At 68.2% G+C, this 11,786-nt stretch carries 8 protein-coding genes; 5 read left to right on the top strand and 3 right to left on the bottom strand.

Annotated features, from left to right (window positions below; all coding sequences use genetic code 11):
* Positions 1-192 precede the first annotated feature (192 nt).
* Positions 193-693, bottom strand: a complete 501-nt coding sequence (locus tag ACIA49_RS40920) for a DUF402 domain-containing protein (protein WP_396383756.1) — start codon at positions 691-693, stop codon at positions 193-195.
* Between the two features lie 147 nt (positions 694-840).
* Here ACIA49_RS40920 and dxs point away from each other — a divergent pair, with 147 nt between their 5' ends.
* The 5 genes from dxs (at position 841) to ACIA49_RS40895 (ending at position 8,447) form a co-directional block, all read left to right on the top strand.
* Entirely contained in the window at positions 841-2,721 is a 1,881-nt protein-coding gene (gene dxs, locus ACIA49_RS40915) for a 1-deoxy-D-xylulose-5-phosphate synthase (RefSeq protein WP_396383755.1), read from the top strand.
* Positions 2,722-2,734: 13 nt separating this feature from the next.
* The gene (locus ACIA49_RS40910; protein WP_396383754.1) at positions 2,735-4,072 is read left to right on the top strand and encodes a hypothetical protein; all 1,338 of its coding nucleotides are present in this window, start codon (positions 2,735-2,737) and stop codon (positions 4,070-4,072) included.
* A gap of 83 nt (positions 4,073-4,155) precedes the next feature.
* Positions 4,156-5,511, top strand: a complete 1,356-nt coding sequence (locus ACIA49_RS40905) for a hypothetical protein (RefSeq protein ID WP_396383753.1) — start codon at positions 4,156-4,158, stop codon at positions 5,509-5,511.
* An 86-nt stretch (positions 5,512-5,597) separates the two neighbouring features.
* Positions 5,598-7,079, top strand: a complete 1,482-nt coding sequence (locus tag ACIA49_RS40900) for an APC family permease (protein ID WP_396383752.1) — start codon at positions 5,598-5,600, stop codon at positions 7,077-7,079.
* Between the two features lie 72 nt (positions 7,080-7,151).
* Positions 7,152-8,447, top strand: a complete 1,296-nt coding sequence (locus ACIA49_RS40895) for a peptidase MA family metallohydrolase (RefSeq protein ID WP_396383751.1) — start codon at positions 7,152-7,154, stop codon at positions 8,445-8,447.
* Here the strand turns inward: ACIA49_RS40895 and ACIA49_RS40890 are convergent.
* Together ACIA49_RS40890 and ACIA49_RS40885 are read right to left on the bottom strand one after the other, a co-directional pair.
* Positions 8,437-10,548 (bottom strand): 3-hydroxyacyl-CoA dehydrogenase NAD-binding domain-containing protein, encoded by a 2,112-nt coding sequence (locus ACIA49_RS40890; protein ID WP_396383750.1) that lies wholly within the window; start codon positions 10,546-10,548, stop codon positions 8,437-8,439. The genes ACIA49_RS40895 and ACIA49_RS40890 overlap by 11 nt on opposite strands.
* Positions 10,545-11,747, bottom strand: coding sequence for a thiolase family protein (locus ACIA49_RS40885; protein WP_396383749.1), 1,203 nt, complete (start codon positions 11,745-11,747; stop codon positions 10,545-10,547). Before ACIA49_RS40885 ends, ACIA49_RS40890 begins: the two co-directional genes overlap by 4 nt.
* Positions 11,748-11,786 lie beyond the last annotated feature (39 nt).

Genomic DNA, 11,786 nt, shown 5'->3' with positions numbered 1-11,786 from the left:
TGGGGTGTTCGGCCGCAGCGGGGCGCCCCGAGGCGAGTCGATGGCTTTGCAGGAAGCTGCAAGTTTGCTGTTAGGGGTGGAACGAACGCGGAGTGTGGTTGAGGATGGGTGGGGTCGCGTTCCGAGAGGGCGCGGGTTGATCGGCCCTTGTCGGCTCAGGGGGGCTCCTAGCCGGCGGGGGCCGGTTGCTGTCTAGAGGGCTTTGACGGCGGCCAGGTAGGGCTGGTAGGCGGTGGTGAAGGGCTCGGCGAGTGTGATGTTGGCGGCTAGCCAGGTGCAGGTGGCTTGGGCGGTGGCGACCACTTGCGGGGGATAGCCGAACCTCACCCGGTGGGCTTCGAACTCGTCTTCGTCCATGACTCGTACGGCGCCGGTGCGGAGTAGGCGGATGTCCAGGTCCAGGTCGACGAGGGTGACGGTGTCGACGCCGAACTCGGCGGGCATGGTGACGTCGCAGTAGATGCGGGTGGCGTGCGGGTCGTCGTTGAAGAGGGCGGACCACCATTGGCCGCGGGGGAAGAGGCGGACGCGGTGGTGGTCGACAGTGATCCAGGTGCCGTCGGCGCGGCGGGCGCGCTGGCCGGGCACGGAGCCGACCCAGAGGCCGTGTTCGTCTTCGCCGAGGTGGACGGCCTCCATCAGGCGATGGGGGGTGCCGTCGTACTTGGTGAACAGTGTGGTCACCTGCTGCATGCGGTCACTGTAGGGGAGACCCCGAACTAATCACTGTCAGTGAGCGTCTCAGGAACTGAGATTATCGGCACGTCCGCACCGAGTTCGGATTCGGGCGGGTGCGTGCATAGACTCAAGCGTCCGAGGACGACCTGCGGAAGGGGCTCGATGCGCGTGCTGGAGACGGTCGGCGGGCCGGCTGATCTGAAGAAGCTGACGCCGGAGGAGCTCACCGATCTGGCGGCGGAGATCCGGGACGTGCTGGTGGAGACCGTGTCGCGGACCGGTGGTCACCTCGGCCCCAATCTGGGCATGGTGGAGATCACACTGGCCATGCACCGGGTGTTCGACTCGCCGACGGACCGGTTGATCTACGACACCGGGCACCAGACGTACGTGCACAAGCTGCTGACCGGCCGGGCGCCGAAGTTCGACAGTCTGCGGCAGGAGGGTGGCCTGAGCGGCTACCCGAGCCAGGCGGAGTCCGACCACGACATCGTCGAGAACAGCCACGCGAGCACGAGTCTTTCGTACGCCGACGGCCTGGCCAAGGCGTACCGGATCCGCAAGGAGGACCGGCACGTCGTCGCGCTGATCGGCGACGGCGGGCTGACCGGCGGGATGGCCTGGGAGGCGCTGAACAACATCGCCGCCGCCAAGGACCTCAAGCTCGTGATCATCGTCAACGACAACGGCCGGTCGTACAGCCCGACCGTCGGTGGGCTGGCGACGCACCTGACCGCGCTGCGCACGAATCCGCGGTACGAGAAGATCCTCGACCTGATCAAGAAGAACCTCGGCCGGACGCCGTACGTCGGTCCTCCGATGTACGAGGTGTTGCACGGGGTGAAGAAGGGCCTGAAGGACATGCTGGCCCCGCAGGGCATGTTCGAGGACCTCGGCCTCAAGTACGTCGGTCCTGTCGACGGTCATGACCGGGAGGCGATGGAGGACGCGCTGCGCAACGCGAAGGCGTTCGGCGGTCCGGTGATCGTGCACGCGGTGACCCAGAAGGGCTTCGGGTACGCCGCTGCCGAGCAGGACGAGGAGGACAACTTCCACCAGATGCGTCCGGCCAACAAGCCACGCGGGTGGACGGATGTGTTCGCCGAGGAGCTGGTCCGGATCGGCCACCGCCGGCCGGACGTGGTGGCGATCACCGCCGCGATGATGAACCCGACCGGCCTGAACCAGTTCGCGCAGGCCTTCCCCGAGCGCACGTTCGATGTCGGGATCGCCGAGCAGCACGCGGTCACCAGTGCCGCGGGCCTCGCGATGGGTGGGATGCACCCGGTCGTCGGCCTGTACGCGACGTTCCTCAACCGGGCCTTCGACCAGTTGCTGCTCGATGTCGCACTGCACAAGTGCGGCGTGACGTTCGTGCTCGACCGCGCCGGCGTAACCGGCGACGACGGCGCGAGCCACAACGGCATGTGGGACATGTCGATCGTCCAGGTCGTGCCGGGCCTCAGGCTCGCCGCGCCGCGGGACAGCACACGGCTGGTGGAGCTGCTCAACGAGGCGATCGACGTCAACGACGCACCGACCGTCGTGCGGTATGCCAAGGGCGAGGTGTTCCCGGACATCGACCCGATCGACAAGGTCGGTGGCCTCGACGTCCTGCACCGCTCGGGCACCGACGTACTGGTGGTCGGCATTGGCTCGATGGCGGCCACGGCGATGGATGTCGCCGACCGACTGCAGGCGCAGGGGATCGGCGTCACCGTGGTCGACCCGCGCTGGGTGAAGCCCGTCGATCCGCAGCTGATCGAGCTGGCGCCCAAGTTCAAGCTCGTCGTCACGATCGAGGACAACGGCCGCGCCGGTGGCTGCGGCGTGATGATCGCCCAGGCCCTGCGTGACCACAACGTCGGTACGCCGGTGCGTGACTTCGGCATCCCACAGCAGTTCTTGGATCATGCGAAGCGTGCGGCGGTGTTGCAGCAGATCGGCCTCACGGGCCAGCAGATCGCGCGGGACGTCATCGAGGCCATCGCCAGGACGCAGGGTGAAAAGATCGGTGAGCCGGCTCAGCCCGGCGGAGCCTGAGCAGGCGCCCTAAGTGGGCCGCCATGCAGCGCCGGCGCGGCGACGGGCAGCGGGACGGGCCCGTACGCCGTTGTGGCCGTTCCTGCTGTCCTTCGTGCTGATCGCGGTGGCGGTCGCAGGTGGCCTGGCGCTGCACCAATCCCGCACCGAGGCGGAACAGCCGGCGGCGGCCGGTCCGAAGACCCCGGACATCGACCTGGCGGCCAGGTCCGCGGCCGTCGACAAGGTCCTCAAGCGCCGCTCCGCGGCCGTCCTCCAGGACGACGAGGCGGCCTTCCTGGCCGATATCGATCCCGCCAACCAGAGCCTGGTCGCGCGCCAGCGCATCCTCTTCACCAACCTGAAGCAGTTCGGCTTCGCCAAGCTCGCCTATCAACAGCTCTCCCAGCAGTACGACGACGCCGTGACCACCAAGTACGGCCCCTCGACGTACCTGGTGGCCGTCGCGATGACCTACCAGATCCGCGGCATCGACTCCGTCCCCGTCCGCTCGATGCTCGGCTATACCTTCAGCGAACGCGCGGCCGGCAAATGGACCCTCGTCTCCGACCAGGACCTCGACAAACGCCTTCCGCGCGGTTCACACGAGGAGGCCTGGGACACGGGCGACGTGCTGGTGAAGCGCGCCGCACGGGTGCTTGTGGTCGTCGAGAAGGGGCAGCAGCAGCTGGCGACCAAGCTGATCGGGATCGCGACCAGCGCGGTGAAGGCGGTCAGCAAGAACTGGCCCGGCGGCTGGACCGGCTCCGGCGTGGTGATCGCCCTCGACGACAAGATCGTCCGTGGCGCCGACTACACGGTCCCGAAGAACGCCGAGGACGCGCTCGCGATGGCCACCTGGGTCTACCGCACGCTCCCCGGCGAGGTCAGCGGCGAAGGCGAACGCGCCGACTCGTACGTCGTGATCAACCCGCACAACCGCACCAGGATCGACGCCCGAACCCTCGCGCACGAGTTCACCCACGTCGCCACCGCCCCGTACGGCGCCTATGCGCCGCGCTGGCTGGTGGAGGGAGCGGCGACGTACGTCGAGTTCCTCCCGATGGACGGAGCCCAGGATCTGGCGCTGCCGAAGTACCGGCAGGAGGTCCGGACGAAGTACCTGGCGAAGGCCAAGAGCCTGCCGGCCGACGCGGTCTTCTTCCAGCACCCCGACAGTTCGTACCCACTGTCCTGGCTCGCCGTCGACTACCTGTTCGAGCGCTTCGGTGGCACAGAAGTCGCCACCCTGTATCAGGAACTGGCCGCCCTGGGCACGAACCAGGCGGAGCGGGACCGGATCATGACCGAGCATGTCGGCCTCACCGAAGCTGCTCTGTTCCGGGCCTTGAAGACCGCCGCCGCTTCGTGACCGGCGTGTTGGTGGCGGATCGCGGCGAACCGAGTAAGGTGGCCGAGCTGTAGACAGACGGGCCCTCGGAGGAACGACCCGACGTGAGTGCGACCATCCCTAGCGCCCCACCGCCAGGCGCTCCGGCTGGCCCCCGCCGATGGCTGGGGTTGCTGCTGGCGGTAGCGCTCGTGTCCGGCGGTGTGGTCTACGCCGTCGGCGAGCGGTCCGAGGACGCCCAGGCGCGGCTCGCCGCGACCCCGGAACCACCCAGTACGCCGAGGTCACCGTCGAAGGCGTCGATCGCGGCGACCGCCCGCCGGGTGGCCATCGACACGATCCTGATCCGCCGCGCCCAGGCCGTCGAGAAGGGCAACCTGGCGCTGTTCCTCAAGGATCTGGACCCGTCGAACACCAAGCTGATCGCCCAGCAGAAGATCCTCTTCGCGAACCTGGTCGAGATCGGCTTCACCGAGCTCGGCTACAGCCAGGCCGAGGAGCGATTCGATCCGGCGGTCGTCAAGGCCCGCGGGCGGGCGACGTACCTGGTCCGGATCCTGATGCGCTACCAGATCCCGAAGGTCGACGTCGCCCCGGTGACGACCGAGCTCGGGTACACGTTCATCAGCCGGGCCGGCCGCTGGGTGCTGACCGATGACGACGACCTGGACAAGGACCTCGGTCCCGGCGCGCACCGCGAGGCGTGGGACCTGGGCCGGATCGAGGTACTGCGCGGACCGCGGGTCCTGGTCGTGGTCGAGAAGGGCGACGCGGCCCGCGGGCGCAAGATCCTGACCGAGGCCGCCGAGGGACTGACCGAGGTGCGCGACTACTGGCCGCGCCGCTGGCGTGGGTCGGCGCTCATCATCGCGCTCGACGACACCGACGTACGGGATGCCCGCTTCGCCGACGAGGACATCGAGTCGGCGGCGAGCGCCGGGTCGACGTTCTCGTCGCTGCCCGGTCAGGACACCGCCGACGGCACCGTGGCCGGCGCCTACATCGTGATCAACCCGAACCAGCGCGACCAGGTCGACGAGATCCTGCTCTCGCACGAGCTCACCCACGTCGCGACCGCCGACCTCGGTGGCTACGAGCCGCTCTGGCTGGCCGAGGGCGCCGCGGAGTACGTCTCCTGGAGCGGCATCGAGGCGATCAGCGGGCCGGGCGAGGTCTCCAAGTGGGAGCAGGAGGTCATCGACCAGGCGATGCCCACGCTGCGCGCGCTGCCGACCGACGCCGGCTTTTACGAGAGCTCCGCCGACGTGTACGGCGTGAGCTGGCTGGCCGTCCGCTACCTGGTGCAGCGGATCGGTCTGGACGCGGTCGAGGAGCTCTACGAGGACATGGCTGCCCATGGCATCAATCAGGTGTCGCGGGACCGGATCCTGCTCAGCCGCAGTGGTCTCACCGAGGTCACGTTATGGACATCATTACGGACATACCGGCCACAACGCTGAGTGCCGAATTGACCTCGCGGTGTCAGAGGGGCAGGCTCGGAGGGTTCCGTCCAAGTCCTTAAGTGGACGCAGTCGAGGAGGCGCAGATGAGTCTTGTGCGGAAGAAAACGATCGAACAGTCGATCGCGGACACCGACGAGCCGGAGTACCAGCTCAAGAAACGCCTCACCGCCCTGGACCTGACGGTCTTCGGGATCGGCGTGATCATCGGTGCCGGTATCTTCACGCTGACGGGCCGGGCCGCCAAGGCCTACGCCGGCCCGGGTATCGCCCTGTCGTTCGTGCTGGCCGCGTTCTGCTGCGCGCTGGCCGCCCTGTGTTACGCCGAGTTCTCCTCCACCGTCCCGGTGTCGGGGTCGGCGTACACGTTCTCGTACTTCTCCCTCGGTGAGATCTTCGCCTGGATCATCGGCTGGGACCTGCTGCTCGAGCTGATGCTCGGGGCAAGCGTCGTGGCCCAGGGCTGGTCGACGTACGCCGCACTGTTCCTGGAACAGATCGGCTTGGGCTGGCCCGATTCGATCGGCCCGGACAGTCATGTGAACGTGCTGGCGATGCTGCTGGTGCTGGTCCTGGCGACGCTCGCCACGATCGGGATCAAGGAGTCGCTGCGGGTCAACCTGTTCCTGGTCGCGATCAAGCTGTTCGTGGTGCTGTTCGTGATCATCGCGGGTCTGTTCTACATCAAGAGCTCGAACCTGACCCCGTTCATCCCGCCGAGCGTGCCGACGCCCGACTCCCACGTCACGATCACGACGCCGCTGTTCCAGGCGCTGTTCGGGTTCACGCCGTCGACCTTCGGTGTGATGGGCCTGGTCTCCGGCGCGTCGCTGGTGTTCTTCGCGTTCATCGGGTTCGACGTGGTCGCCACCACCGCCGAGGAGGCGAAGAACCCGCAGCGCGACCTGCCGCGCGGCATCATCGGTTCGCTGGCGATCTGCACGGTCCTGTACGTCGCGGTCTGCATCGTGATCACCGGCATGGTCAAGTACACCGACATCAGCGGTGAGGCCGCACTGGCCGAGGCGTTCCGCTCGGTCGGCCGGGGCGGGTTCGCGACGCTGATCTCGGCGGGTGCGGTGGCCGGTCTGACCACGGTCGTGCTGACCCTGATGATCGGTGCGGCGCGGGTCGTGTTCGCGATGAGCCGCGACCACCTGATGCCCCGTCAGCTCGGCAAGACGCACCCCAAGTGGGGCACGCCGTACCGGCTGACGATCGGTATCGGTGTCGTGGTCGCGATCGTGGCCGGCGTGACGCCGATCGGCAAGCTCGAGGAGATGGTGAACATCGGCACGCTGGCCGCGTTCACCCTGGTGTCGATCGCGGTGCCGCTGCTGCGCAAGAGCCGCCCGGACATCAAGCGCTCCTTCACGGTGCCGTGGAACCCGGTGATCCCGATCGTGGCGGCGCTGATCTGCATCTACCTGATGCTGAACCTGTCGCTGGAGACCTGGCTGCGGTTCGCGATCTGGATGGTCATCGGCTTCCTGATCTACGCGGTCTACGGCTATCGCCGCAGCCGCGTCGGCATCGAGCAGAAGACCGGGGAACAGATCAAGGCGTGATCGTCTCCGCTCCGATGGTCGGCCGGCTCTGAGGGTAGGATCAGCCGACCATCGGAGGGGGAGCACGCAGCAATGAAGCATCCGAGGCGCCTGGTCGCCGCGGTGACGACGCTGGCCATCGCCGGTGCGGTGGCAGTGGTCGGCGTTCGGTTGCAGCAAGGCGCGGCTGCGCCGGGCAGCAGCGCGGCCGCGATCAAGGCGACGCCGTCCAGCCAGCTCACGGCCGAGCAGACCGCGCAGCGCAAGCAGGAGATCAACAAGCTGCTGAGCGCGCGAGCGACCGCCGTACGCAAAGGTGATCTGAAGGCGTTCCTGGCTGCCGTGAACACCAAGGACGCCAAGCTGGCGGCCCGGCAGCGGACGTTGTTCGCCAACCTCCGGCAGTTCGGGTTCACCCGGCTCGAGTACTTCCTGGCCAACGAGCACCAGGTCCCGCGGCTGACCGAGAAGTACGGCCCGACCGCGTTCTCGTCGCGCGTGATGATGCGCTACCAGCTCACCGGCCTCGACGCGAAGCCGGTGCAGACCGACGTCGCCTACACCTTCGTACGGCGGGGGACCGGCTGGCTCCTGGTCGAGGACAACGCGATCGACGAGGTGCTCAGTCGCGACGGCCATCGGCAACCGTGGGACTTCCAGCCGATCACGGTGGTTCGCCGCGGCAAGGTCTCGGTGGTCGTCGCCCAGCGCGAGGCCGCCCTCGGCCAGAAGATCGCCGCGACCGCACAACAGTCGGTCAGCGGCGTACGGCGGCATTGGCCGCAGCCGTGGGACGGTTCGGTGATGGTCGTCGCGATGCCCGAGCCGCAGGTGATGGCGATCTTCTGGACCAACGGATTCGGCCGCGGCTGGACGATCGCGGCCAAGGACGTTCCCCTGTTCGACGGGGATCCGGTCGGCCGGACTCCGGCCCGGGCGGCGGGCTCGCGGATCGTGGTCAACCCCGAACAGCGCAAGAAGCTCGACAAGGACCTGCTCGCGCATGAGATGACGCACGCCGCCTCGGTGCTGCTCGGCAACGAGGCGCCGATGTGGATGGTCGAGGGCTACGCGGAGTACGTCCGCTGCGCGGTGATCGAGGACGACCCGGGCTGGACGGTCGATCCCTACCGGAAGAACGTCCGCAAGACCCTGGCGTCGATGAAGGCGCTGCCGGGTCCGACGGAGTTCGCCACCAACGGCGACCGGTCGTACGGGCAGAGCTGGTGGGTGATCGAGTACCTCGTCGACCGGTTCGGCGTACAGAAGGTCGCTGCCCTGTACGCCGATCTGGCCGCTCACGCGACCGGGGCCGACGCCATCGTGAAGAAACACACCAAGATGACGCCGGCCCAGTTGCTGGCCGCGGTCAAGAAGTTCAGAGGCTAGCGAGACCCTTGGCCAGGAACCTGCTGCCGTTGACCTTCTCGGAGATACCGGAGCGGTCCAGGTACGGCGTGATCCCGCCGAGGTGGAACGGCCAGCCGGCGCCGAGCAGCAGACACAGGTCGATGTCCTGCGCCTCGGCCACGACACCCTCGTCGAGCATGATCTTGATCTCCTCGGCGAGGGCGGTCAGCACCCGCGTGCGGAGCTCGTCGGCGGTCGACGGCTTGTCGCCGACGGTGACCAGAGCCTCGATCTCCGGGTCGACGACCGGCTTGCCCTCGGGCCAGAGGTAGAACGAAGGCTTGCCCGCGGCAACGACCTTGGCCAGGTTCTCCGACACCGCGAAGCGATCCGGGTAGGCCCGGTTCATGGTCTCCGCGACGTGCAGGGCGACCGGCAGGCCGACCAGCTGCAGCAGCACGAACGGCGGCATCGGCAGGCCGAGCGCCGACAATGCCTTGTCTGCCTCAGGAATCGGCGTCCCCTCGTCGACCGCCGCGCTGACCTCACCGAGGAAGCGCGTCAGTAGCCGGTTCACCACGAACGCCGGTGCGTCCTTGACCAGCACACACGACTTCTTCAGCGTCTTGCCGACCGCGAACGCGGTGGCCAGCGTCGCGTCGTCGGTCTGCGCGGCCCGGATGATCTCCAGCAGCGGCAGCACGGCGACCGGGTTGAAGAAGTGGAACCCGACCACGCGCTCCGGGTGCTCCAGGTCCGCGGCCATGTCGGTGATCGACAGCGACGAGGTGTTGGTCGCGAGGATCGCGTCCGGGCGGACGATCTTCTCCAGGTCGGCGAAGATCGTCTTCTTCAGCTGCAGCTCCTCGAAGACCGCCTCGATCACGAAGTCGGCGTCGGCGAAGACCGCCCGATCCACCGAACCCGTGACGAGCGCCTTCAGCTGGTTGGCCTTGTCCGGCCGGATCCGGCCCTTGCCGAGCAGCTTGTCGATCTCACCGTGCACGTAGCCGACACCGCGGTCGACACGCTCCTGGTCGAGGTCGGTCAGCACGACCGGCACCTCGAGCCGCCGCGCGAACAGCAGCGCCAGCTGACCGGCCATCAGGCCCGCGCCGACGACGCCGACCTTGGCCACCGGACGCGCCAGCGACTTGTCCGGCGCACCCGCCGGGCGCTTGGCCCGCTTGTTCACCAGGTCGAAGGCGTAGAGGCCGCTGCGCAGCTCCTCGCTCATGATCAGGTCGGCGAGCGCGTCGTCCTCGGCCGCGAACCCGCGGTCGCGATCGTTGTCCTTCGCCGCCGCGATCAGATCGAGAGCCCGGTACGGCGCGGGCGCCGCGCCACTCACCTTGACGTCGGCAAATCCCTTGCCTCGGGCAACGGCTGCGTCCCAGACGTCGCCGCGGTCGATCTCGGCGCGCTCGACGGTGATCTCGCCGGTCAGTACCTTGGAGGCCCAGATCAGCGACTGCTCGAGGAAGTCGGCCGAGTCCAGCAGGACGTCGCCGACCCCGAGCTTGACCGCCTCCGGACCGCTGAGCATCTTGTTCTGGTTCAGCGCGTTCTCGACCACGACCTTGACGGCCTTGTCGGCACCGATCAGGTTCGGCAGCAGGAAGTTACCGCCCCAGCCCGGGATCAGGCCGAGGAAGACCTCGGGCGTCGCCAGGACGCCGGCCGCGACCGAGACGGTCCGGTACGACGCGTGCAGCGCGACCTCGAGGCCGCCGCCCAGCGCGACGCCGTTCACGAAGGCGAACGACGGCTTGCCCCCGTCGACCAGTTTGCGCATCACGCCGTGCCCGATCTTGCCGAGCGCCAGCGCCTGCTCGCGATCGGTCAACTTCGGTACGCCGGTCAGGTCCGCGCCGGCCGCGAGGATGAACGGCTTGCCGGTGACGCCGATCGCGACGACCTCGTCGCGGGCCAGCGCCGCGTCGATCGCCGCGTTCAGCGAGCCCAGGCCCTTCGGCCCGAAGGTGTTCGGCTTGGTGTGGTCGTGCCCGTTGTCCAGCGTGATCAGCGCGAGCGTCCCGGCCTTGTTGGGCAGTACGACGTCCCGCGAGTGCGCCAGCGTCACAACCTCATCGGTCGAGAGCTCAGACGCGCTGTTGATCAAAGCCTGCAAGTCGCTCATGCGGCTGCGTTCCCTTCCCAGTTCGGGTTCTCCCAGATGACCGTTCCACCCATGCCGAGGCCGACGCACATCGTGGTCAGGCCGTAGCGCACCTCGGGCTTGAGCTCGAACTGCTTGGCCAGCTGGGTCATCAGCCGGATGCCGGACGAGGCCAGCGGGTGACCGTAGGCGATCGCGCCGCCGTACGGGTTGACCCGCGGGTCGTCGTCGGCGATGCCGTAGTGCTCGAGGAACGCCAGCACCTGGACGGCGAACGCCTCGTTGACCTCGAAGGCCTGGATGTCGTCGATGGTCAGCCCGGCCAGCTTCAGCGCCTTCTCGGTCGCCGGCACCGGACCGAAGCCCATCACCTCGGGCTCGACGCCGACGAAGCCGTACGAGACCAGCTTCATCTTCGGCTTCAGGCCCAGCTCTTCTGCGGCCTCGGCCGAGGTGATCAGCGCGGCGGTCGCACCGTCGTTGATACCGGCCGAGTTGCCCGCGGTGACCCGGCCGTGCGGCCGGAACGGGGTCTTCAGCTTGGCCAGGTCCTCCAGCGTCGTGCCCGGGCGCATCGGCTCGTCGGTGCTCGCCAGCCCCCAGCCCAGCTCGGCCGAGCGGGTCGCGATCGGCACCAGGTCCGGCTGGATCAGGTCGTTCGCGTACGCCTTGGCGGCACGCTCCTGCGACAGTACGGCGAACGCATCCGTCCGCGCCTTGGTGATCGACGGGTACCGGTCGTGCAGGTTCTCCGCGGTCGACCCCATCACCAGCGCGCTGGTGTCGACGAGCTTCTCGGAGATGATCCGCGGGTTCGGGTCGACGCCCTCACCCATCGGGTGCCGGCCCATGTGCTCGACGCCGCCGGCCACGACGACGTCGTACGCGCCGAAGGCGATCCCGGACGCGAGCGTGGTGACGGCGGTCATCGCGCCGGCGCACATCCGGTCGATGGCGTAGCCGGGCGTGGTGTTCGGCAGACCGGCCAGCAGGGCGGCCGTCCGGCCGATGGTCAGGCCCTGGTCACCGATCTGGGTGGTGGCCGCGATCGCGACCTCCTCGACCTTCTCCGGCGGCAGGCCCGGGTTGCGGCGCAGCAGTTCGCGGATGCACTTGATCACCAGATCGTCGGCGCGGGTTTCGGCGTACTGGCCCTTGGCCTTGCCGAACGGGGTGCGAACGCCGTCGACGAACACGACATCGCGGATCTCACGGGGCACGGGAGCGCTCCTCTTGGTAGGGAAAGCTAGCTCGATACT

Source organism: Kribbella sp. NPDC051587 (genome assembly GCF_044453945.1).
Classification (GTDB): Bacteria; Actinomycetota; Actinomycetes; order Propionibacteriales; family Kribbellaceae; genus Kribbella.
Note: the sequence above shows the minus strand (reverse complement) of the source record. Positions and strands in the feature narration are given on the sequence as shown.